This window comes from Aminobacter sp. Y103A (assembly GCF_030294925.1).
Classification (GTDB): domain Bacteria; phylum Pseudomonadota; class Alphaproteobacteria; order Rhizobiales; family Rhizobiaceae; genus Aminobacter; species Aminobacter ciceronei.
In genome coordinates, this window is record NZ_AP017986.1 from 3146779 (window position 1) to 3170083 (window position 23305).

Below are 23305 nucleotides of genomic sequence, written 5' to 3' on the forward strand. Positions count from 1 at the left end.
TGGGAATGTGGCGCGGTGCCGCTCAGCGATGGGCTGCGAGCGGAACCACGTTGTTGGGGTGTTTGGCTGTGGTCTGCAGGAAGCGCTTGATGCTTCGTGCTGCCTGGCGGATGCGGTGCTCGTTTTCGACCAGCGCCAGACGCACATAGTCGTCGCCGTGCTCGCCGAAGCCGACGCCGGGAGCGACAGCCACGTCCGCATGTTCGATCAGCAGCTTGGAGAATTCGAGCGAACCAAGATGCTTGAACGGCTCCGGGATCGGTGCCCAGGCAAACATCGTCGCCGCCGGCGCCGGGATTTCCCAGCCGGCACGGGTGAACGAGTCGACCATCACGTCGCGGCGCTTGTGATAGACTTCGCGCACCTCGGCTATGTCGGCACCGTCGCCATTGAGCGCGGCAGTTGCCGCCACCTGGATCGGCGTGAACGCGCCATAATCGAGGTAAGACTTCACGCGGGTCAGTGCGGCGATCAGGCGCTCGTTGCCGACGGCAAAGCCCATGCGCCAGCCCGGCATCGAAAACGTTTTCGACATCGAGGTGAACTCGACGGTGACGTCGATCGCGCCCGGCACCTGCAGCACCGAGGGCGGCGGATTGCCATCGAAATAAATCTCCGAATAGGCAAGATCCGACAGGATGATGATGTCGTGCTTCTTCGCAAACGCCACGACGTCTTTGTAGAAGTCGAGCGAGGCGACGAAGGCCGTAGGGTTCGACGGATAATTGAGGATAAGCGCCAGCGGCTTGGGGATCGAGTGGCGGACGCCGCGCTCGAGCGCCGGAATGAAGCCATCATCCGGCTTGGCCTGGAGTGAGCGGATGACGCCGCCCGACATGATGAAACCGAAAGCGTGGATCGGATAGGTCGGATCCGGACACAGCACGACGTCGCCAGGCGCGGTGATCGCCTGCGCCATGTTGGCGAAGCCTTCCTTCGAGCCCAGCGTCGCAACGACCTGGGTATCGGGATTGAGCTTCACGCCAAAGCGGCGGGCATAATAATTGGCCTGGGCGCGGCGCAGGCCGGGAATGCCGCGCGACGACGAATAGCGGTGGGTGCGCGGGTCGCGCACCACTTCGCACAGCTTGTCGACGATGGCGGTCGGCGTCGGCAGGTCCGGATTGCCCATGCCAAGATCGATGATGTCGGCGCCCCGCGAACGGGCGCTGGCCTTCAGCCGGTTGACCTGCTCGAAGACATAGGGCGGAAGGCGGCGGACCTTGTGAAATTCTTCCATGTCAGTTCCAGGTAAACGGGGGCTCGGCGATGCGTGCGCGATATACACTCAATTGCAGGCGGGGTCGATAGTCTCGCACTTGCCTTCGATGGCCTTCAGCGTGTCGTCGCCGTGCTTTCTGGCAAGCGTGGTCATCGCCGCCGAATTGCCACCGCCTGCGCCGGCCTTGGCGCCCTGGCGCTGTCTGGCAGCCTGGAGTTCGGCCAGCTTGGCGGCCTTCTGGTCCTCGGTGAACTGGGCGGCGGCCACCTCAGGCGCAATGTTGAGATTGGGGTAGGTGCCGGTATCCTGCGCGCCACGTCCGGTTGCCGGTGCAGCGCTGCTGTCGGCGCTGGTCGTGCTGGTGCAGCCGGCAGCGGCAATGGCCAATGCCAGCACGCCCGCGGACAACATCACGCGGGAGCAGAAAAAAACATTCCGACCAACACTATATGTCATAAAGTTTCCCCGACAGGCGCGGTAGAGCGCGTTGGACCCGGTAAGACGTCACATGATACTATGTCAACAATGGGCGCTTTGGGAGGACCAGCAAGAACCATGGCGAAGGTAGACGATTCGGACAAGCAGAGTGGCGATACCCCCTCCTCCGTCGAGCAATACCTCGTCAAAGATCCGGAACGTTTTGCGCTCAACATGGCCCGCATGATCGAGCAGGCCGGGAAGGCAGCCTCCGCCTGGGCCGAACCGCGCGAGAAGGGCGAGGTGCGCGACACCGTCGCCGAGCCGATGGCCGACATGGTCAAGACCTTCTCCAAGCTTAGCGAATACTGGCTGTCCGACCCGCAACGCGCGCTGGAAGCGCAGACCCGATTGTTCTCCGGCTATCTCGACGTGTGGAGCAAGTCGATCCAGCGCATGGGCGGCGACGAGGTCGACGACGCCGTCAAGCCAGAACGCGGCGACAAGCGCTTCCTCGATCCCGAATGGGGCCGCAACGCCTTCTTCGATTTCCTCAAGCAGGCCTATCTGGTGACTGCGCGCTGGGCCGGCGACCTCGTCGACCATGCCGACGGTCTCGACGAGCACACCCGCCACAAGGCCGGCTTCTACGTCAAGCAGGTTGCCAACGCGATTTCGCCGTCCAATTTCATCCTCACAAATCCGGAGCTGTTTCGCGAAACCGTCGCCAGCAACGGCGAGAACCTGGTGCGCGGCATGAAGATGTTTGCCGAGGACATTTCGGCCGGCAAGGGCGACCTCAAGCTCCGGCAGGCCGACTACAGCGGCTTCGAGATCGGCAAGAACATCGCCACCACGCCGGGCAAGGTCGTCGGCCGCAGCGACGTCGCGGAAATCATCCAGTACACGCCGACCACCGACAAGGTGCTGAAGCGGCCGCTGCTGATCTGCCCGCCATGGATCAACAAGTTCTACATCCTCGACCTCAACCCGCAGAAATCCTTCATCCGGTGGGCGGTCGAGCAGGGCCACACGGTCTTTGTCATCTCCTGGATCAATCCAGACCAGCGCCACGGCCTGAAGGATTGGGAAGCCTATATCCGCGAAGGCCTGCAATATGGACTCGACATCGTCGAGCAGGCGACGGGAGAAACCAAGGTCAACGCCATCGGCTACTGCGTCGGCGGCACGTTGCTGGCGGCAGCATTGGCTCTGCTGGCACAGGAAGGTGACCACCGCATCCAATCGGTCACCTTCTTCACGACGCAGGTCGATTTCACCTATGCCGGTGACCTCAAGGTGTTCGTCGACGAGGATCAGATCAAGGCTCTCGAAGGAGCGATGAAGGACAAGGGCTATCTCGACGGCACCAAGATGGCGACGGCCTTCAACATGCTGCGCTCGGGCGACCTGATCTGGCCCTATGTCATCAACAACTACATGCGCGGCAAGGAGCCGACGCCGTTCGACCTGCTCTACTGGAATGCCGATTCGACGCGCATGGCAGCGGCCAATCACTCCTTCTACCTGCGCAACTGCTATCTCGAGAACAACCTGTCGCAAGGCAGGATGGAGCTGGCCGGCCGAACCATCTCGCTCGCCGACGTCACCATTCCGGTCTACAACCTCGCTGCGCGCGAGGATCACATCGCCCCTGCCCGCTCGGTCTTCCTCGGCTGCCAGTATTTCGGTGGCGATGTCGACTATGTCGTCGGCGGCTCTGGGCACATCGCCGGCGTGGTCAATCCGCCCGCCGCCGGCAAGTACCAGTTTTGGTCGGGAGGCAAGCCATCAGGCGATTTCGACGAATGGCTCAAGGGCGCTGCCGAGACGCCGGGCTCGTGGTGGCCGCACTGGCAGCGCTGGATCGAAGCCAAGGACGACACCCGCGTTGCGGCACGCAAGCCTGGCATAAGCGGGCGCGTGCTAGAGGATGCGCCCGGCAGCTATGTAAAGGTACGCGTGTAACCAGCTGTCACAGGCATTGAATTGACGCCCTTTACCAAGAGGGCGAAAACATGGCGCCTATCATGATCTCGCCTTAATTGGCGCCTAGCCCGCTTACTGGGGGATCATTGCCACAAGTTTGAGTGCCGCTTCTTCTGCGGAAGCGGGGTTGCGTAGATGTTCGATTTCAATCGCCAAGCGTAATCGTTGGCCTGCAGTGCATGAGAGGGGATCCGGTTTGACGTCAGGACGACTGCGATTCGCAGACCGGCGCTGCGGCGTTGCGCTGACCGTGCTGGTTTCGCTCATGAGCGTGTCCTGCTCCTCGACGGGCGAGCCGAATTTCGACCTGACAAATCCTGCGGCCAACGCCGCAACGACCACCGAAACAACCACTGCCCAATCCGTGACCGCAGCAGGCGCCCCAGCCACATCAGTGGCCCAGGCAACGATGAGCACGGCAGCCGACACTGCCCTGCCCGACCAGGTCGGTTATGTCCCACTGATCAAGCCGGGAAGCGAAAACGCAGCGGAAGTCGCCATCGCCAGTGCCGAACAGCCGCAGCAGGTCGCGACGGCAGCCACAGCGGAGCAGCCGAAGACAGCAGCTGTCGCTTCCCAGGCTGCGGACGCAAAACCGGCCAAGCCGCCGGTGCAGCAGGATACCGGCTTCATCCTGACCAATGGTCCGGCAGCCGAACCAGAGGCGCCCAAGAAGAAGGGGCTGTTCGCCTCGTTGTTCGGCTCTTCATCTGCCAAGGCAGCACCTGCGCCCGCCGAACAGAAGGCAAGGCCGCTGATCGCGATGGGCGACGAATCGTCTGAAACCAAGCCGAAGGCACCCGAGGAAAAGGCCAAGCCGATCATCACGCTGGCCTCGGCAAAAACTGAAGCAAAGCCGGTGGAGCTTGCGTCGCTGGGCGGCTCGTCGGGCGGCGATTCGAACTGGGCGCTGCCGGGCGTGCGCACCACCGATCTGTTCGAAATCAAGCGCAAGTCCGGCCTCAACGACGACAGCGACGTCGACCTGCACGAGGACGAGGATCCAGAACTGTACCAGACGGCATCGGCTGCCGGCATGGCGCGCCTCGCGCCTAACGGGCTGCTCAAGCAGCATGAAAGCGTCGATGTCGCCTGCCTGAAGCCGTCGCTGGTGCGCATCCTCAAGGCCGCCGAGCAGCACTACGGCAAGAAGATGATCGTGACATCGGGCTATCGCAACCCGGAACGCAACCGTCGCGCCCGCGGCGCCAAGAATTCGCAGCACATGTATTGCGCGGCAGCCGACATCCAGATTCCCGGCGTCGGCAAGTGGGAACTGGCGACGTATCTGCGCGCCATGCCTGGCCGCGGCGGTGTCGGCACCTATTGCCACACCAATTCCGTCCACATCGACGTCGGCCCGGAACGCGACTGGAACTGGCGTTGCGGCCGTCGCCGTGGATAAGTCGAAAAAATTTCGCGGCGCAGCAAAAAGACGGGTTGCCTGTCTCGAACAAGCCAACTATACACCGCCTCACCTGAGCGCGCCCATCGTCTAGCGGTTAGGACACCGCCCTTTCACGGCGGTAACAGGGGTTCGATTCCCCTTGGGCGTACCAGGTTTTCTCCACATTTTTTGAGCATTTCGGAAGACGCGGCAGCTGCAATTCTTGCACGCATCGTCTCGCTCTCGGTAATGCCCGACGGCACATGTCTGTATTCAAGGCAGGTCCAACTGACCGCCTGTCAATGCACGCCGCTACCGAACGAGAAGCAGAGCCACGAACGGCTACGGCCTCTCCCTCGCCTCATAATGGCTAAGGCGCAAAGCCGTCATGGCTGGATCGACGTGCCCTTCGATCTGCCAGGCGGCGCGGCCGGCCTTGGCGCGGGTTGGGTTGTGGTGAAGTTCGCGCCCTTGCGGGCCGCCGAGGCCGCGGCGGCGAGGCTAACGTCGAAAGCCACGAGAACGGGGGAAAGGGCATCGACCATCGCCTGATCGCCGATCTTTGCGCCACCGATCTCTGCATCCGTGCGAGCTCTGCCCGCAGCGCCTCCCGCATCGGCAGACCGGTCGAGCCGCTGTCTCCGGCGGCGGCGAAGACGAACGAGGCGAGCAGCGCTGACGGCCGAAGGCTTAAGTTAACGCGGACCTTTTTTGGATCGTGACCAAGCCACCAATGTTAGGCAGGCGCGTTGACAGCACGCTCTTGTGGCGCCGCCTAATGAGCAATTTGTTGCTCAGAACCCCGGCTGGTCCCGGCTACATCGCGATAATAGACAAGCTCAGTTCACACACAGGCCCGGCCGCCATCCGTCGGAGACTTGGGCGGGCGTTCAACATAACTCGAGCAGGAACTCGAATGCGGCTGATGGTGACTAATACAGCTTGTCAAAAAGTTGCCAGACGTCGAACGGCAAGTCTTCTTGCTGCGTCTGATCACCATTGTCCCCCGACAATGAGCCAAGAACGGAGATGAACTCTCCCTCAGCTATGATGCGATCGACCTCGCTTCGAGTCTTTTCGCGAAAGAATTCACAGTGGATGGTATCGATAGACCTTCCAACGATGTGGCAACCAGAGGTCCCCTCATCATTATTGAATCTCAGGTAGAAGAAATCCGGGATGGTTCTCATGCCGCCGACACGAACGGATGCACCCCCTTCAGAGAGTCGTATGAGTCGAAACTTCGCTCCGTGTATTTCGCGCACGCCACGCGCTGGGAAAAGCAACTCTACCTCACAATTGACTTCTCTCCACACCCAACTTTGGCATTTATTTACATCCTTTGAAGGCATGTACGCAATTCCTACAATTTACAAGGCAATTACGAGCGAACGAGCAGAGTTTTTCACTACATCTTGCTGACGATCAGAATGCCAACTTCTCTTGCAGCCTCCTCGAATGCAGACCTGGCATGGGACGTCTCTTTGGTCCCTTGCAGGACAGCGAGACAAGCCTCGGTCGCGGTGACGAAATTAGGTCCAGTTGCTCGTGGCCACCGGAAGAGCAGGTACTCGGCTGCTTCTTGAGTGGAGGCTACAGAGCGTATCTCGTCTACGGCGCCAAGCTGAACCAAGACCGGAGTATCGAACGGTTCATCCTCCAACTCACAACCTCGCCTTCTGTGGAGCCCGCAGGCTCCAGTTCCCATTATGATCAAAGCTGGAATGCGCTATTCCCCGAGGACAATCCGGACGAGGTCAATTGTACTCCTCGCACCTACCTTCTTGAGCAGATTGGCTCGATGGAACTCAACGGTGCGAGGAACGATACCTAGCTGGCGAGCAATTTCCTTGCTGGAGCAACCCCTCACGAGTTCGCCCAAGACGTTTCGCTCCCTCGATGTGAGCGTGTCGTGCCCCGGAAAGGACTTGGAGCAGATATCGCCATTGACCTCCGCTACTTCCTGTTTTGTTTGCCTGGTGAACTTGCGTCCAGGAGTCTCCAGGAACTCCCATTCGCCACACCTCCTGGCGATGGTAAACTGATGGGCGCGGGCTACATCAAGCAGGTCGACGATCCGACTTTCCGAAAGGGAATACGTGCAGAGAACAACCATCTTCTGGCCAGCGAGCGATCGGTCCAGTTCGCGCTCGTACTCCGTGAATTCCTGAAAATGGTTGGTGCCAATCCAGAATGCGTTTCCACTCACACGCATCCCCTCGTAGCCCTTGGCCAATGCGAGCCGCAGCTTGTTGTGCCACCCCCCGGTAATCCGCTGCAAATCGAACTCGCCGCCGCGCAGATACCAGTCCGTGCCTGCAATAAACTCGATTTGTCCCGCATCGAGGCGCTCATCAAGGTCGGGGACTGACCGGCGCAGCGCATTCCTTGCGTCCGCCTCCGTGATCGGATCAGAGATCGCCCAAACGCAGAACTCGTTGCCTTCCAAACCTGCCTTTAGATACAGGAAATTGGCGTCCAGAAGGTCCTGCTTTGTCTCGTAAAAAACACATATGTGCGTGCCCCAAGCGATTTCGCTTATGGAGCTGATGCCGGAATTGCGTGGCGCTTGGGCCGGACCAGCAGTGTCTTTCAGATCGTCTTGAACCCTGCGCGCAGCAGAAGATTTCATATGGCTCACCAGTGGGTCCGGCCGAGATTGGGGACCCCCACGTAAACGACCATTTCCAGACGCGTAAACCTGACAATATCAACAGTACAATATTCGCCGACCGCTTATCGTTCGTACTCCTAGGCCATAAATAGGCGGCTGCATTTAAAGGCCATTTCAACTAATTGTTGTGCGCAAGACGCGGGTTCATAGCACTCACTAGGAGCCGCTCGAACTGTAACGCACGTCGGCGAAGAGGGTTCCCCGCTAACTCCTCGGCCATTGCTGACAAGCCTCCCCAAGAACTGCGATGAACAACCGTATGGCTCGCGGATTCCGACCGGATGCCAGATGGCCGCCGCGATCTCGAGGATTTTGCAAAGGCGTATCCGGCTCCATGGGTGCAGCAGGAAAATCCGGGCACACACAAGACCGGAACAGGGAGCGAGGGGCCATAGCATCGCGATCGTCATCGGGACGCGGATAGCGCATCTCGATGGTGCAGAGGCGGCGGCGCTGCTGCTCGAGGATCTGGCGCGCTGACGGCGCCGAGCGCATCAACGCCGGGATCGATGTGGACTTCGAATCGCTTGGCGGCGCGGCGGGCCCTGCCTTGGACGGGTCGGGGCCCACCGCGGTACTCAGTCGAGATCAGTTGATGACGTTACCGTAGAAGCCGGCCTCGACCTTGGCCATGTCGATAGAGGCAAGATCCTCAGGCAGGGCATAATTGTCGGCATCGGCATGCACCGCCGCGACATCGAATTTGTTCGCATCGGCGATGAAGGCGTTGGTCACGAACCGCTCCGTGTCGATGTCGATCGACGACTGGCCGATCTTCTTCAGGATTTTGAAGAAGCTGTCCCAGCCCCGGATGTCGTGCTCGCCCCAGCCTTTCCGCTTCGCCATGTCGCCCTTGAAGGTGCGATGGATCTGCATGAGGCTCTCCGTGCCATAGCGCGGGCCGTAATTCGCTTTCGTCGTCGGCAGTGCCTTGAAGACGATGTCGGCAGCGGCCCTTGGATTGCGGTCGGCAAATGCGCTGCCCATGGCCCAACCCTTGAGATATTGGGCGAGGAAGTGGCGGCGGTCCTGGTCCTCGATGTCGGCACGTCGTACGACCAGCGAATTGGACGGCAGCGGCGAGCCGCGCATGCCGAGCCAGTAGTCGAAGTCGAGCCCTTTGGCCGAGAGGTCGGCGCGCAACCCTTCCCAGGCCAGGCAGGCATCGCCCTGTCCGCTCGCGAGTGCCGTGGTCCAGGTTGGCCAGCCGGCTTCGACATACTTGATCGACTTCGGGTCAACGCCGGCAGCTGCAAACATCGGATCGCAGATCGACTGCCAGGCGGCCGACCCGAGCAGCACAGTCTTGCCCTCGATCTTGGCAAGATCCTGCACGCCCTCGCCTTTGCGGAAGGCAAAGTTGAAGAGGTCGAGATTGCCGCTGCCGAAGACCGAAACCAGATCCATCCCGCTGTTGACGGCATAAGACAGCACGCCTGGTGATGGGAAGCCAATGTCGGCCTGTTCGACGGCCAGGAATTTGACCACGGCAGTGCCATCCGACGGCCCCGGCTGCATTGCCGTCTCGACAGCCAGATCGCCGAAATAGCCCATCTCCTTCGCCACCCAATAGGGGTAGTCGTCCATTACCTCGATGGTCCCGCGCGGCGAGATCCAGTTGAATGGCGAGGCGTAGGGCTTGGCGAATGCGATGCCCGGCTTGAACAGGCTGCCTCCGAGTACCGTGCTCGTCACCAGGCCTCCCGCTCCCACCTGGAGCAGCCTGCGGCGTGAAATGTTGGTCGTTGTCATTGCATGTCCTCGATACAGAAGACCGCGGTCAGGTGGCGCTGGCGGGCGCGGTCATTCCCCGCCCGGCCAATCAGCTCTCCCAGCCGGCGAGTTTCTTTCCGAGCCAGAAGAAGAAGGCGTAGATCGCGATGCCCGTGACCGCGAGGATCAGGATGCAGGCGAAGAATTCGGGCATGCGCAGCGTCGACGAATAGGTCGTCAGTCGGCTGCCTATGCCGAACCCGCCTCCCGACATCTCGGCACCCACTGCGGTGATCATTCCGAAGATTGCGCCGATCATCAGTCCGACGATGACCATCGGCATCGCCATGGGGATGCGGATCTTGGTGAATATCTGCAAGGTGCTGGCGCCATATGACCGCGCAAGCGCGATCTTGCCGGCATCGACGCGCCTGAAGCCGGTCGCCGCGTTGACCATCACCATCGGGCCGGAGGCCAGGGCGACGGCAATGACACGCGGCGTGTAGCCGAAGCCGAAATTCAGGATCAGCAACGGCACCAGCGCCAACATCGGCGTGGTCACCAGAAGCAGGATGTATGGCGTGATCACCTTCTCGACGAAGGGGAACTGGGTGATAACGGCCGCCAGCACCAGCCCAATCGAGGCGCCGATGGCGTAACCGGCAAACAGCTCGAACAGCGTGTAGCCATAGTGCTGCGAGATTGTCGTAATCTCCGGCGAGGCGAAGACGGCGGCAATGGTCGACGGTGCCGGCAGTATGAACTGAGGGACATCGAAGAAGCGCAGCAGGAATTCACCGCCGCCGATGACGAGGACGGCAACGGCAAGGATCGCAATGATCTCACGCGCACCCTGGCCGCCCATGCCGCTGACGATTCCCGTGGCACTGGCAAGGCCAGAGCCTCCGGTCGGCAGGTCTGAATTGTGGGTCATGTCGGTCATGGTTACCTCGCGGAGGTCGTGCGCCCTGCCGGCGGCACCTGATGCTTGATGTCGGATTTGATGTCGTTGACGAGGTCGAAGAACTCACGGGTTTCCATGAGTTCCAGCGGACGCGGCCGTTCGAACGGCACGTCGACGACCCTGGAGATGCGGCCCGGACGGGCGCTCATCACGTAGACCTTGTCGGAGAGAAAGACGGCCTCGGCGATGGAGTGGGTGATCAGGATCACTGTCTTGCGCGCCTCGAGCCAGATCTCCTCGACAAGCTTGTTCATCTCATCGCGTGTGAAGGCATCCAGCGCGCCGAAAGGCTCGTCCATCAAGAGGACGTCAGGGTTACTGGCGAGTGCGCGCACGATCGAGGCGCGCTGTTGCATGCCGCCGGAGAGCTCGCGCGGCATCTTCTCGCCGAAGCCGCCAAGGCCAACACGTTCGAGCAAGGCCTCGACCCTGTCCCTATCCGGCCTGATCCGGCGCAATTCGGACGGCAACGAGATGTTTTGCTCGATGGTGCGCCAGGGCAGCAGGTTCGCTTCCTGGAACATCATGCCGATGCTGGGATGCGGCTGCTTGATCTCATCCTCGCCCAGGTGGATCCGGCCGCCGCTCAGCTGGTGGAGGCCAGCAATGGACCAGAGCAAGGTGGTCTTGCCGCAGCCGGATGGTCCGACGACAGAGATGAACTCGCCAGCCTCGACGATCATGTCCACGTCCTGCAGCGCGTGGACCACGCCTGAGTGCGCTGCATATGTCTTGGTTGCGCCGCTTATGCGCAGCGCCTCGTGGGTATGGCCTCCCATCCCATCCTCCCTGTCCGGGACATGCTTCTCCCGTTCCAGCGCCATCGGCGCCGACCAAGAGTTGCGTCCCTGTTGTTGGTCTCAGTTGTTGAGAAGAGCCCTCAAATGCTCATCCACCTGGCTGATGTAGCCGGGTTCAAATCCGTTGAGGCCCATATGGCCTTCCGGGGTGTGGATGAGCTTCAGTTCCGCACGCTCGATCAAGGCACAGTCCGCTTCGCATTCGTGCGGCGGGAAAAACATGTCGTGACTGATCGGCATGACATAGGTTTTGGCGGTGATCCGTTTCAGTGCCGTCGGGAGGTCTCCGCCCGTGTGGCGGGAAACATCGGCCCGCTGCCACTTCCACATTTCGCAGAGCAGCACGTTGGGATCCATGGGTTCGAAGTAGGCTTTCATCACCCCGTTGATGAAGTCGTCGGGCGACGACATGCCGAGCACGTTCCGCCAGCGTTCCTCCTGGTAGAACTGCGGCGACCACCCCAGGGTTGCCACGATCCTCGCCAGGCGGCCCATACCGTCGCGCACGTCATGGCCGCTATTGTACCAGCCGCCATTCCAGCCGGGATCGGACATCAGCGCGTCGGCGCAAACATCGACGAAGATGGCCTGGTGATGCGAGATGCGGGCAGTTGCCGCGATCGGTGCTGCGCGCACGACCATGTCGGGATAGCGCACAGCCCACTCATAGACCTGCTGCCCGCCCATCGACCCGCCGACGACCAGTGCCAGCCGTTCGATGCCGAAATGCTCTGTCACGAACCTGTGTTGGGCCCTGACATCGTCCCCAATGCGCAGCTTCGGAAACTTGGCCATGGATTGCGGTGCCGGCGAGTTCTGCGGCGACGACGACACCCCGCTGCCGATCTGGTCGACGACAATGATGAAGTACTCGTCGGGGTTCAGCGCGTGATCGCGGCCGACATAGACATCCGCCATCACCTTGCCCGTCCCGGAGAACCAGGTTGTCACCAGGATGGCGTTGGACTTCTCGGCGTTGAGGCGACCGAAGGTGCGATAGGCGAGTTTTGCGCCACGCAGCGTTTCACCATCTTCAAGGACCAGGTTTCCGAGATCGTAGAGCTTGAACTCGCCCTGCGTTTCACGACCGTAATACGGATTGTCGATCATCGTGAGGCCCTCAGTCGAGGCTTTTCGCGACAGCGTCGAGGCCCACCTGCGCGCAGCTTTCGTCCTGGTCTTCGCTGGCGCCGCTGACACCGATCCCGCCAATGACGTCACCAGAGGCTGACTTGACGGGCAGACCGCCGGCAAAGGCGACAAGGCCCGGGACAAAAGCCGCACCCGGCAATCCCGCGCCCACGCCATCGCGCTTCACGCCAAAGGACAGGTCAGCCATGGCCCGGGTCGGAGCGGCGTAGAGCGCGGATGTGGTTGCCTTGTTCTCCGCGATGTCGGTGCAGGCCTTGCAGGCCCCGTCCTGTCGCGCGGCGGCAATGAGCCGTCCGCCATCGTCGACCACGACGACATTGACCTGGGCGTGTCCTGCGGCTGCCTGTGCCGCGAAGCAGGCTGCGATCATCCGTCCAGCCGCCTCATAACCAAGTACGGGCTTGGCCAGCCCCTCGGCCGCACTGAGCGTCGGCAGCCATGCCACCAGCGCCGTTGCCACAAGCAATCGTTTGCTCATCTCGTCTCCTCCCTCGGCCAAGCCATCTGTCTGGGGGCTTCAGCGTCGAAGGAGCTTACGAAGAATGCTTGGTGGCCATCTATCGCGAACATTCGCGATGCCGACCAGAGTTCGCCGAAACTTCAGTTCATCGGCATATCATATTGATAATGCTTACTTTACGATGGCCGGCGTAAGAATGGCGAGAACGGATGACCGCGCGTGCGGCAGTGCTCCCGGCTAGGACAAGTCAGACCGGGCAAGCAGGCTGACCAAAGCCGATGTACTGGAGGCACCGGTCTTCTGCCGGATGCTCCTGAGCTGATGGTCGATCGTGGAAAGTGAGCGGTCGCGAACCCGCGCGATCTCCTTGTAGCTCATCCCCTTCGCAACCAGCCGTGCAATCTCCAGTTCGGACGCCGTCAGTGTCGCAAGTGAGGCAGTGTCCGAAACGCCCGCATATGCGGCCAGGGATCCCTGTGGTTTTCCAACCGCACCACGAGAGCCTTGGTCGGCAATCTGCTTGGATACGGCGATGATCGGGCTCAGGACATCCGTCACGGTCTGCTCGAAGCAATCGTAGAGACCGGATTCCCAGGGCACCAGGTGTTCGGTCCAGTCGGCACAGATCAGGCCGTAGCCACCGCGCTCGGTGCGAAGCGCCCAGGCGAGTTTCGATTTCGTCCGCGCCCCGGACATCCTTTGCCGCAGCCGCATGGTGACGCGGCGGTCCTGCTTGATGTCGGCAAAGATCAGCGGACGAGGGTCCAGCCACATCGCCTGCATGGCGACGTCGCGGTTGTCGACAGCCTTGCCGCATCCGAACGAAGGAACGTCAAAGCTCGCGTCCTTTGCTTCCGCAAAACCCGGGAAATAGTCCTTCGCCTCACGCATCCCGAAACCGGTATCGACCCGCTGGCATCCGAGCTCGGCCCGCAGCCAATTGGTGGCGACCGACCAGCACCCCGGCAAATCGTCGAGACGAAGCAGCATATGCGCGGCCAGGTCGCGCGCATGGCGATAGCGAATGGTGCTGCGATCGAGGAGGCGGTTTCGCAGCTGTCGCTGCGCAGCAAGGATGCCCCCGCGGAAGTCTTCCGCAAAGGCTGGATACGTGTCCTGGTTTCGCCCGTCCACCAACCCTTCCCCTCTGACGCGCTGTGTCTGGCCAAAAGTTCGGCTGAAGGACAGGGCGACACGACGTTCATTCAGACTCTATGCCGCCCCATCAATGAGTCAAATCCTGGATGGCCTGATCGGCAAGCGCAGACACCTCTCCGCGCCAACCCACCAAACCAGCCAACGCTCTTTAGGTTGCCAGATGTTCAAACAGCCGTGCCACAGCCTCCGCGCCGGGATCGATGTGGCCCTCGAGCTGCCTGGCGTTGATGTAGGCGGCGCGACCGGCTTTGGCGCGGGTGAGTGTGGCAGTGTAGTTGGCACCCTTGCGGGCGGCCGTGGCAGCGGCGGACAGGCTGTCGCCAAGGGCGTCGAGGGCGGGTGCCAGGGCGTCGACCATTGTGCGATCGCCGATCTTCGCGCCGCCGATCTCCTGCATGCGCGCCAGCCCGGCCCGCAGCGCCTCACGCATCGGCAGGCCGCTGGAGGCGCCGTCGCCGGCTGCGGCGAAGAAGATGGCGAGCAGCACGCCAGATGAGCCGCCCATGGTCTGGCTCAGTTCCTGGCCGATAGCGCGCAGAAGCTGTGTGTGGTCGGACAAAGGCAGCCGGTCGATGGCGCTGATCAGGGCGCGGGCGGCCCCGGCCAGCGTCGACCCTGTGTCACCGTCGCCCGACTTGGCATCGAGCGCGTTGAGGTCCTGCTCGGCCGCGATCAGCACGTTGCAGCAATTGACCAGGAAGGCGCGCGTGCCCGCGTGGTTGGACGGCATCGGCGTGATCGGCGTCAGCCCGTCGGGCATGGGCGCGACCACGAGCGACCTGACCTGCGAGACGCCGGGCCATGCCGGGATCGCGACGGGCGCCTTCAGCAGTTCCAGTTCCGTCGCGTCGGCGGGAAATACCGAAATGGAAATACCCTGCATGTCGAGCGAAGTCATCAGCGGCGACGGCCCGATGGCATGAGTGATCCTGTCACCGATGGACGACTGCAGCAGGTCATGCGCCAGCACCGACATTTCGAGCACCGAGGTACCGCCGAGATTGTTGACGAGCACGACATGTGGTCCCTCGCCCATAAGTGCCGCCAGCCGCTCGACCATTGTGGCGACGGAGGCGCGCGCGCCGGCGAAGTCGATCTGCTCAACGCCGGCCTCGCCGTGGATGCCGAGGCCGAGTTCGGCCTTGCCGAGCGGAATGCGATCCTCCTTGGGCGAGCCAGGAACGCTGCAGGTGTCGAGCGACATGCCGATCGAGCGGGTGCCCGCAATCACATGTTTCGCCGCCGCCGTCACCGTCTCCAGGTCAGCGCCACGTTCGGCGAGCGCACCGGCAATCTTGTGCACGAACAGCGTGCCGGCGACGCCGCGCGCCTGCGGCAGGTCAGGCAAGGCGATGTCGTCGCCGACGATGACCATCGAAACGTTGAGGCCGAAGGCCCGTGCGCGCTCGGCAGCGAGGCCGAAATTCAGCCTGTCGCCGGTGTAGTTCTTGACGATCAAAAGGCACCCAGCCGGACCGGTTACCGCCAGGATGCCGGCGAGCACGGCGTCGACGCTGGGCGAGGCAAAGACGTCGCCGCAGACCGCGGCCGTCAGCATGCCCTTGCCGACGAAGCCGACATGGGCCGGCTCATGGCCGGAGCCGCCGCCGGAGACGATCGCCACCTTGGACCTGTCCCAGTCGCTGCGCAGCACGACGCGGATATGCGGATAGCCATCGAGGCGGGTCAGCGCGCCGCCCGACAGCGCCAGCACCCCATCGATGGCCTCGGTGACGACGTCTTCGCGCCTGTTTATGAATTGCGCCATGAAATCTTGCTCCTCAAGCTAAACGCATGCCCGCCGCATCGAAGTAGAGCGGCCGCGACGGCTGGATCCGGATTGTTTCGCCGCCCTTGAGCGGCGTGTGGGCATCGGTGACGGTGACGAGGTCGTGCCGCTTCAGGTTGAGATGCAGCCGCGTCTGGTCGCCGAGATGCTCGACGCGCTTGACCAATGCCTCCTCGCCCTCGCCCTGAACGATGTGCTCGGGGCGCAGGCCAATGCTTTTCGCCCCCGACGGCGCTCCGGCAAAGATGTCGGCCGGCAGGACGTTGATGCGCGGCTGGCCGAGCCGGGTTGCGGCATAGACACTGACCGGCTGCTCATAGACCTCGCGCGGCGAGCCGAACTGCACAAGTTTGCCTTCGTTCAGCACGCCGACATGGGTCGCCATCGTCATCGCCTCGATCTGGTCGTGGGTGACATAGAGCAGCGTCGCCCCCAGCTTGGCCTGGATGCGCTTCAGTTCGATGCGCAGGTCGGCGCGCAGCTTGGCGTCGAGCGAACTCAGCGGCTCGTCCATCAGGAAGATCTGCGGATTGCGCACCAGCGCACGGCCTATGGAGACGCGCTGCATCTCGCCGCCCGACAATGCGGTCGCCTTGTTGTCGAGCTTGTGGCCGATCTGCAGAACCTCGGCGACCTCCCTCACGGTCCGGTCGATGAGATCGCGTGGCGTGTTGAGCAGCGGTGATTTCAGCGGAAACTCAAGGTTCTGCCGCACCGTCAGATGCGGATAGAGCGAATATTGCTGGAACACCATCGCCACGTTGCGCTCCGCCGGCGACAGCCCCTTCATCAGGCGTCCGCCGATATGGACCTCGCCGCTGTCGGGCACATCGAGCCCCGAAACCATGCGCAAAGTCGTCGTCTTGCCGGCGCCCGTCGGGCCGAGCAGCACGACGAAGGAGCCGTCGGGGATGGTCAGTGACACATTGTCGAGCGCGAAAGTGCCACCGAAGCTCTTGGTCACGTTTTCAAGGACCACTTCAGCCATGTCCCAGCACTCCGTCATTGGCGTCCGATCGCAGCGCCTTGCCGGTTTCGGCGTCGAACAGTGACAACGTCCTTGCGTCGAAGGCGAGGCCGACCAGCTCGCCCTCGCGGACCGGCCGGTCCGAGGGAATACGCGCCTTGAGGTCGCCGTGGCTCGATCGCAGCGTCACGATCTGGGTGGTGCCTAGATATTCGACCGCTGTGACTCGCCCCCTGTATGCCGACTCGGTGGCGAACCTGACATGCTCGGGCCGAACGCCGAGCGTCAGCTTGCCGGCCCGCCCCTCCCGCGCGGCCGGCACTTCGATCTTCGCCTCGCCGAGATCGACCGACTTGCCGCCAATGCCGATCATGCCTTCGAAATCGAGGAAGTTCATGGATGGCGAGCCGATGAACTGGGCGACGAACTTGGTCGCCGGCCAGTCGTAGATCTGCTGCGGCTTGCCGAACTGCTCGACGACGCCATGGTTCATGACGACGATCTTGTCGCCCATCTGCATGGCCTCCAGCTGGTCATGCGTGACATAGACCGTCGTTGCGCCCATGCGGTCGTGCAGCGCGCGCAGCTCCTCAGCCATGTGCTCGCGAAATTCGGCATCGAGCGCGCCGAGCGGCTCATCCATGAAAAAGGCTTTTGGCTGCCTCACGATAGCCCGGCCAAGCGCCACTCGCTGACGGTCGCCGCCCGACAGCCCGCCGACCGGCCGATCGAGGATGTTCTCGATCTTGAGGATGCGGGCGACCTCCTGAACACGCGTCTTCACTTCCTCGCGCTTCATGCCCTGGCTGACCAGCGGATAGGAGATGTTCTTGCGCACGTTCATGTGCGGGTAGAGCGCGAACATCTGGAAGACGAACGCGATGTCGCGCTTGCTGGCCGGCTTCATGCCGACCTCTTCGCCATCGATGAAGATCTCGCCCGAGGTCGGCAGCTCGAGGCCCGCCATCATCCTGAGCGTCGTCGTCTTGCCGCAGCCGGAGGGGCCGAGCAGCATGAAGAACTCGCCGTCCTCGATGGTGAAGGTCGATGAGCGCACGGCGGTGAAGGCGCCGAACTCCTTGCGCACATTCTGGATTCTGATCTGTGCCACGGGCCTACTCCGGGAAATGGCTGACGATGATGAACATCACTGTGCCCAGCAGGGTTACGAGGAAGGACCAGGAATAGAGGACCAGGGCGAATGGCTGCATGAGCATGACGACGCCGGCGGCAATCAGCACCGAGGCCAGCATCTCCCAGGCGCCGCGCCGGAAATGAAGCAATCCGTCGAGGAACCTGGTCATTTGCGTACCGCTCCGAAGGTGATGCCGCGCAACAGGTGCTTGCGCAGGAGAATGGTGAAGACCATGACCGGCACGAGGAACAGCGTCGCGCCCGCGGCGACCGCCGGCCAATCCTGGCCGCTGACGCCGATGATGGTCGGAATGAAGGGCGGCGCGGTCTGGGCATTGCCCGAGGTCAGCAGCACGGCAAAGGCGTATTCGTTCCAGGCGAAGATCAGGCAGAAGATCGCGGTCGAGGCGATGCCGGTCGCCGCCTGCGGCAGCACGACCTTGTAAAAAGCCTGGAAGCGCGTGTAGCCGTCGATCAGCGCCGCCTCCTCATATTCGACCGGGATCTCGTCGATGAAACCCTTGAGCAGCCAGACCGACAGCGACAGGTTGACCGCCGTGTAGAGCAGGATCATGCCGGCATGGGTGTCGCTCAGCCCGAGAGAGCGGAACATCAGGAAGATCGGGATGGCGACCGCGATCGGCGGCATCATCCGCGTCGACAGGATGAAGAACAAAAGGTCGTCCTTCAGCGGCACCTTGAAGCGCGAAAAGGCGTAGGCGGCTGCTGTCCCCAGCACGATGCAGAGCACGGTCGAGCCGAAGCCGATGATGACGGAATTGGTGAAGCGTTCGGCAAAGCGCGACGGTCCCGAGATGACCAGCCCGTCCTTGCGCACAAGCCTGTCGTACCAGGTCTGGGGCTCGCCGACCGCCTGCAACTGTTCCTCGGTCAACCGGGTGCGGGTGGTGAAGACATTGACATAGCCTTCAACCGTCGGCGTGAAGAAGGTTTTGGGCGGATAGGCGATGGCATCCGACGGGGTCTTGAAGCTGGTACCGATGATCCAGACCAGCGGCAAGATGGTGATCAGCGCATAAAGGACGACAAGTACCCCGGCGAACCACTTCTGCCGGCGCGACGGCTCGGTGATGGAATAGCTGCTCATCGCTCTTTCACCTTGTTCAGGGCTTTGACGTAGATCGAAGCCAGACCGAAGACGGTCACGAAAAGGATGACGGCATAGGCCGAGGCATAACCGGTGCGCCACTTCTCGAAGGCTTCGCGCTTGAGGTTGATCGAGGTGAGCTCGGTGATCGAACCCGGACCGCCGCCGGTGAGCTGGACGACGAGGTCGAACATCTTGAAATTCTCGATGCCGCGGAACAGAACGGCGAGCATCAGGAACGGCAGCACCAGCGGGATGGTGATGGTCCAGAACTGCCGCCATTTGCTGGCGCGGTCGCATTCGGCGGCTTCATAGATGCTGTCGGGAATGGAACGCAGCCCCGCCAGGCAGATCAGCATGACGAAGGGCGTCCACATCCAGGTGTCGACGATGACGATCGCCCAGGGCGCCAGCGCCACGTCGCCGATCATCGAGAAGCTGGAGGGATCGGCACCCGTCAGGAAGCCTATGGCATAATTGAACAGGCCGATCTGCGGCTGGTAGAGGAAGGTCCAGAAATTTCCGACGACCGCCGGGCTCAGCATCATCGGCAGCACGATGATCGTCGTCCAGAGATCATTGCCGCGGAACTTCTTGTTGATCAGATAGGCGAGCGAGAAGCCGATCAGCACCTGCAGCACCAGCGTCCAGATCAGGAAGTGGGCCGTTGCCTGCATGGTCAGCCAGATGTCCTTGTCGGACAGGATGCTGATGTAGTTCTTCAGGCCGACGAACTCGACCTCGGCATTGGGTCGATTGACGCGGAAATTGGTGAAGCTCAGCCGGATCGTCCAGATCAGCGGAAAGATGTTGACCGCGAGCAGGAGCACGATTGAGGGAGCAACGAAGAGCCAGGCGAGCGAACGGTCAGACAGACCCCGGAAACGCTTGGCAATGGCGTGCGGCGTCGCTTCGGCGACGCGATCCACCGGTGAATGCAGCATTGATATTCCCCTGATTATCAACTGTGCGGCGACGGAGCCGGCAAGCGCCGGCCCCGCACCGTAGCATGGCCCGCTGGGAGGATGCGGGACAGGGCTTTACAGCGATCAGTACTTGCCTTCGTCGTCGAAGATCTGCGTCCAGTCCTTGGCGAGACCGTCGAGCGCATCCTGGGCGGAGCCCTGGCCGGCAACGACATAATCGTGGAAGCGCTTCTGCGTCGCCTGCAGCAGCGAGGCGTAGGCCGGCTCCGCCCAGAAATCCTTCACGATGGCCATCGAGTCGAGGAAGGTCTGGGCATAGGGCTGGCTGGTGGCGAAGCCCGGATCCTCGACGACCTTGCGCAGTGCCGAATAGCCGCCCATCTGCCACCATTTCTGCTGGACCTCGGGCTGGGCGAACCACTTGATGTAGGCGAGCGCGTCGTCCTTCTTCTCCGAAGCCGAGACCACCGAGATGCCCTGGCCGCCGAGCTGGGCGAAGGCCACCCCGTCCGGACCCGCCGGGTTCGGGAAATAGCCCGACTTGTCGCCACCGACATTGGCATCGGCATTGATGCCGGGCCAGGTGAAGGCGAAGTTCATGTGCAGCGCCACCTGGCCCGACTTGTAGGCGTCAATGTCCTCGGACATGTAGGCGTCGGAATGGCCGGGAGGCGTACAGCAATCATAGAGCTGCTTGTAGAATTCCAGCCCCTGCACCGCCTTGGCCGAATTGACGAACCCATCGAGCTCGTAAGGCTTGTCGGGGTTCTCGTACTGGAAGCCGAAGCTGTAGAGCACGTCCATCGCGCCCATGGTGATGCCTTCGGACCCGCGCTCGGTGTAGATCGCAGCACCATAGACAGTCTTGCCGTCGATCTCGCGCTTCTGGAAGAACTCGGCGATGTCCTTGAGCTCGGCGAAGGTTTTTGGCACGGCGAGGTCACGGCCGTATTTCTTCTTGAACTCGGTCTGCAGCTCGGGCCGCGCGAACCAGTCCTTGCGATAGCTCCAGCCGATGACATCGCCGAAGGCCGGCAGCGCCCAGTAGTTCGGCGAATTCTTCGGCCATTCGGCATAACCGACGACGGTCGCCGGAATGAAGTCGTCCATCTTGATTCCTTCCTTGTCGAAGAAATCGTTGAGCTTCACATATTGGCCGTTCTCTGCCGCGCCACCGATCCACTGGCTGTCGCCGATCATCAGGTCGCAGAGCTTGCCGCCCGAGTTCAGCTCGTTGAGCATGCGGTCAGCGAAGTTCGGCCACGGCACGAACTCGAACTTCATCTTGACGCCGCTCTTGGCCTCGAAATCCTTGCTCAGCTCGACCAGCGCGTTGGCCGGGTCCCAGGCGGCCCAGCACAGCGTCAGGTCCTTTGCGCTGGCCTGGCTTGTTCCCGCCACGCCGGCAGCCAAAACGGCGCCGAAAGCGGCCAATGATCTCACATGGCGAATTGTCATGGCTGGGACCTCCCTCCCATCCTTCCGACCTCCATCGGAAGGTGAAAACGCCCGCTTGGGGCACCTGACGCGGAAACGATCTTCCTGGCGGGCCAGTCTCCTCCGCGCCGCCTGCGTGGCTCGCTCAGTCCTCCCGGCGACCACCATGAGAGTCTTAATTGAGGTGCGCACCTCAATGCAAGCGAATTTTGAGGCACGCACCTCAAAACTTGATTTTCATCTGGTTTTGTTGGAGAAATCGCCCGAAGACGACATGATCGGGAAGAGAGTCGAGGATGCGGCCAACCGCGAGAGACCTGGCAGAAGCCGCGGGCGTCAGCCTCGCGACCGTCGACCGCGTCCTCAATGAGCGACCGAATGTCAGCCCAAAGGCGGCGAGGAGCGTGGCCGAGGCGATCGAGCGCATCGGCTTCATGCGCAACCCCGCCGCCGTGGCGTTGGCCCGCAACAAGACATACCGCTTCCGCTTCGTCCTGCCGACGTCAGGTGACCAGTATCTTGCCGAACTCATCGCCCGCGCCGGCGAAGCGACGGAGGCACTCCGCGCCGATTCGACCGACGTGGAAGCCGTGCAGATCGCCATGAGCGACCCACACCATGTCGCCAAATACCTCACGGCCATTGACCACGACACGGTCGACGGCGTTGCCGTCATGGCGCCCGAGTCACCGCAAGTGCGCGACGCGATGCTGCGGCTGGTCGAGCGCGGTGTTCGGGTGGTGCAGTTCCTGTCGGGCCAGGAGCGACTTGAGAGCGCCGACTATGTCGGCGTCGACAATTTTGCCGCTGGCGCCACCGCCGGCAAGATCACCGGCCGTTTCCTCTGCGAACGTCCGGGCAAGATCATGGTCGTTGCCGAAACCATGATGGCCCTCGACAGCATCCAGCGCCGCCTCGGCTTCGACAGCATCATCAACGCCCAGTTCCCGCATCTCGAAAGCCTGCCGTCGCTGGAGACTTATGGCGACGAAAAGCGCGCCGAACTGATCATCCGGCGCACCTTGGAGCACAACCCCGACACGGTCGCCGTCTATGTCCTGAGCTCCGAGGCCCGCATCCCGCTGACGGCGGTGTGGAACACGCAAGGCGCCCGCGCGCTCACCGTCGTCGCCCATGAGCGAACCCCGTTCAGCGAGCAGGCGCTGATGGACGAACGCATCGACGCCGTCATCGCCCAGGACCCCGGCCACGCCGTCCGCAGCGCGCTGCGCATCCTGCGCGCCCGTTCCGACCACCGCGAACCTCTCGCCTCCCAGGAGCGCATCCGCATCGAAGTGCTGCTCAAGGAGAATCTGCAGTTCGATTGACCGGGAGAGCACAGCGCGTACCCCAACTGTCGAAGGTAAAGGCGGCTCATCTCCGGCGCTGAGGCGCATCCTGTCAGGTGCCTCCAATCACTTACAGTTCAACTGCAAGTCGCGCATGTGGCGACGGCAAAGGCTTTGCCATATCTTGACGCCGTCCAGCCGCGACCTGCGATTCACCTGACCGCCAAACCGGAAGAAGCGCGATGCATGCCACAAGAATAACGGTCGCCCTGCTCGCCTGCCTGACCCTGTCGGCCTGCGGCATGGCGAAAGCGGCGAGGACCGGCGGCCAGACATTCGACAAATACGGCTGCATGGCGCGCGACTTCAAAGGTCAGCCGCCTTGCGAACCGGCTGAAGCTCCCGCGCCTGGTCCATAACAGGCGTGCCCCCTTTACGTCACCGCTTTGACGACCTACTGCAGACGGACATATCGAGCTGCAGCGGAAGGAAAAGACATGTCCGAGATCATCGTCAAAGACAGCAACGGCACTCAGCTGAATGAAGGCGATTCCGTTACGCTGATCAAGGACCTTAAGGTCAAGGGGACCTCCGAGACGATCAAGCGCGGCACGCTCGTCAAGAACATTCGCTTGAACGGCAATCACGGCGAGATCGAATGCAACACCAAGCAGGTCAAGGGGCTGGTGCTGAAAACCGAGTTTGTGAAGAAGGCCTGA

At 62.1% G+C, this 23305-nt stretch carries 22 protein-coding genes and 1 tRNA gene; 5 read left to right on the forward strand and 18 right to left on the reverse strand.

The window, feature by feature from the left end; translation table 11 throughout:
* Positions 1-22: 22 nt before the first annotated feature.
* Positions 23-1240 (reverse strand): LL-diaminopimelate aminotransferase, encoded by a 1218-nt coding sequence (locus Amn_RS15385; RefSeq protein ID WP_067961704.1) that lies wholly within the window; start codon positions 1238-1240, stop codon positions 23-25.
* A gap of 48 nt (positions 1241-1288) precedes the next feature.
* Positions 1289-1633, reverse strand: coding sequence for a hypothetical protein (locus tag Amn_RS15390; RefSeq protein WP_246670701.1), 345 nt, complete (start codon positions 1631-1633; stop codon positions 1289-1291).
* Positions 1634-1777: 144 nt separating this feature from the next.
* Between Amn_RS15390 and Amn_RS15395 the strand changes: the two genes are divergently transcribed.
* The 3 genes from Amn_RS15395 to Amn_RS15405 all read left to right on the forward strand — a co-directional run bounded on the left by Amn_RS15395 (position 1778) and on the right by Amn_RS15405 (position 5187).
* On the forward strand, positions 1778-3607 hold the full coding sequence (locus Amn_RS15395; protein ID WP_067961699.1) for a PHA/PHB synthase family protein: 1830 nt from the start codon (positions 1778-1780) through the stop codon (positions 3605-3607).
* A gap of 286 nt (positions 3608-3893) precedes the next feature.
* Positions 3894-5033 (forward strand): YcbK family protein, encoded by a 1140-nt coding sequence (locus Amn_RS15400; protein WP_286290188.1) that lies wholly within the window; start codon positions 3894-3896, stop codon positions 5031-5033.
* 79 nt (positions 5034-5112) lie between these two features.
* Positions 5113-5187 (forward strand) — tRNA-Glu (locus tag Amn_RS15405).
* Between the two features lie 760 nt (positions 5188-5947).
* Here Amn_RS15405 and Amn_RS15415 read toward each other — a convergent pair.
* From Amn_RS15415 to Amn_RS15490, 16 genes are all read right to left on the reverse strand, one after another.
* Positions 5948-6367 (reverse strand): hypothetical protein, encoded by a 420-nt coding sequence (locus tag Amn_RS15415; protein ID WP_157097082.1) that lies wholly within the window; start codon positions 6365-6367, stop codon positions 5948-5950.
* 56 nt (positions 6368-6423) lie between these two features.
* Positions 6424-6723 carry a DUF982 domain-containing protein gene (locus Amn_RS15420; protein WP_067961692.1) on the reverse strand — a complete coding sequence of 100 codons (300 nt, stop codon included), beginning with the start codon at positions 6721-6723 and terminating at the stop codon, positions 6424-6426.
* A 21-nt stretch (positions 6724-6744) separates the two neighbouring features.
* A complete protein-coding gene (locus tag Amn_RS15425) occupies positions 6745-7647 on the reverse strand; it encodes an MEDS domain-containing protein (RefSeq protein WP_067961690.1) in 903 nt (300 codons plus the stop codon).
* Positions 7648-8277: 630 nt separating this feature from the next.
* Positions 8278-9441, reverse strand: coding sequence for an ABC transporter substrate-binding protein (locus Amn_RS15430; RefSeq protein WP_067961686.1), 1164 nt, complete (start codon positions 9439-9441; stop codon positions 8278-8280).
* Between the two features lie 70 nt (positions 9442-9511).
* Positions 9512-10345: an ABC transporter permease gene (locus tag Amn_RS15435; protein ID WP_157097081.1), complete on the reverse strand. Its 834-nt coding sequence runs from the start codon at positions 10343-10345 to the stop codon at positions 9512-9514.
* 2 nt (positions 10346-10347) lie between these two features.
* Positions 10348-11145 carry an ABC transporter ATP-binding protein gene (locus Amn_RS15440; RefSeq protein WP_154384138.1) on the reverse strand — a complete coding sequence of 266 codons (798 nt, stop codon included), beginning with the start codon at positions 11143-11145 and terminating at the stop codon, positions 10348-10350.
* 81 nt (positions 11146-11226) lie between these two features.
* The gene (locus Amn_RS15445) at positions 11227-12276 is read right to left on the reverse strand and encodes an alpha/beta fold hydrolase (protein WP_286290204.1); all 1050 of its coding nucleotides are present in this window, start codon (positions 12274-12276) and stop codon (positions 11227-11229) included.
* 10 nt (positions 12277-12286) lie between these two features.
* Positions 12287-12796 (reverse strand): GlcG/HbpS family heme-binding protein, encoded by a 510-nt coding sequence (locus Amn_RS15450; protein ID WP_210283753.1) that lies wholly within the window; start codon positions 12794-12796, stop codon positions 12287-12289.
* 219 nt (positions 12797-13015) lie between these two features.
* A complete protein-coding gene (locus tag Amn_RS15455; RefSeq protein ID WP_286290212.1) occupies positions 13016-13912 on the reverse strand; it encodes a helix-turn-helix transcriptional regulator in 897 nt (298 codons plus the stop codon).
* A gap of 172 nt (positions 13913-14084) precedes the next feature.
* Positions 14085-15704: a dihydroxyacetone kinase subunit DhaK gene (locus Amn_RS15460; RefSeq protein WP_154384135.1), complete on the reverse strand. Its 1620-nt coding sequence runs from the start codon at positions 15702-15704 to the stop codon at positions 14085-14087.
* Between the two features lie 13 nt (positions 15705-15717).
* Positions 15718-16713, reverse strand: a complete 996-nt coding sequence (locus Amn_RS15465) for an ABC transporter ATP-binding protein (protein ID WP_286290215.1) — start codon at positions 16711-16713, stop codon at positions 15718-15720.
* A complete protein-coding gene (locus Amn_RS15470; protein WP_182574075.1) occupies positions 16706-17803 on the reverse strand; it encodes an ABC transporter ATP-binding protein in 1098 nt (365 codons plus the stop codon). The genes Amn_RS15465 and Amn_RS15470 overlap by 8 nt, the downstream gene beginning before the upstream one ends.
* A gap of 4 nt (positions 17804-17807) precedes the next feature.
* A complete protein-coding gene (locus Amn_RS15475) occupies positions 17808-17996 on the reverse strand; it encodes a hypothetical protein (protein WP_067961671.1) in 189 nt (62 codons plus the stop codon).
* On the reverse strand, positions 17993-18934 hold the full coding sequence (locus Amn_RS15480) for a carbohydrate ABC transporter permease (protein ID WP_067961669.1): 942 nt from the start codon (positions 18932-18934) through the stop codon (positions 17993-17995). Before Amn_RS15480 ends, Amn_RS15475 begins: the two co-directional genes overlap by 4 nt.
* Positions 18931-19878 carry a carbohydrate ABC transporter permease gene (locus Amn_RS15485; protein ID WP_067961667.1) on the reverse strand — a complete coding sequence of 316 codons (948 nt, stop codon included), beginning with the start codon at positions 19876-19878 and terminating at the stop codon, positions 18931-18933. The genes Amn_RS15480 and Amn_RS15485 overlap by 4 nt, the downstream gene beginning before the upstream one ends.
* Positions 19879-19983: 105 nt before the next feature.
* Positions 19984-21318, reverse strand: coding sequence for an ABC transporter substrate-binding protein (locus Amn_RS15490; protein ID WP_154384133.1), 1335 nt, complete (start codon positions 21316-21318; stop codon positions 19984-19986).
* 275 nt (positions 21319-21593) lie between these two features.
* Here Amn_RS15490 and Amn_RS15495 point away from each other — a divergent pair, with 275 nt between their 5' ends.
* The gene (locus Amn_RS15495; RefSeq protein ID WP_154384132.1) at positions 21594-22625 is read left to right on the forward strand and encodes a LacI family DNA-binding transcriptional regulator; all 1032 of its coding nucleotides are present in this window, start codon (positions 21594-21596) and stop codon (positions 22623-22625) included.
* Between the two features lie 458 nt (positions 22626-23083).
* The gene (locus Amn_RS15500) at positions 23084-23305 is read left to right on the forward strand and encodes an alkylphosphonate utilization protein (protein WP_067961661.1); all 222 of its coding nucleotides are present in this window, start codon (positions 23084-23086) and stop codon (positions 23303-23305) included.